Genomic DNA, 265 nt, shown 5'->3' on the forward strand with positions numbered 1-265 from the left:
GTGAGCTCCCCGACCTGCGTTTCCTACTCGTCTCAGGTGAGGCCTGCCCGCGCGATCTGGCCGAACGCTGGCATCGGCCGGGACGGCGATTCCTCAATGTCTACGGACCTACCGAAGCGACCGTGACCGCGACATGGGACGTGATGCACCCCGACAAGCCGATCACCCTGGGGCAGCCCTTGCCGACCTACACGATCATGATCCTGGATCCCGACGAGTCACGGGCGCTGCCGCCGGGCGAGATGGGGGAGATCGGCATCGCTGG

At 66.4% G+C, this 265-nt stretch carries 1 protein-coding gene; it reads left to right on the top strand.

All coding sequences use genetic code 11. From position 1 onward, the window contains the following. The coding region (locus tag AC5RWD_RS23350) for an AMP-binding protein (protein ID WP_494022284.1) at positions 1-265 on the top strand (265 nt) is incomplete at both ends.

The organism is Arthrobacter sp. CMU6, from assembly GCF_059090205.1.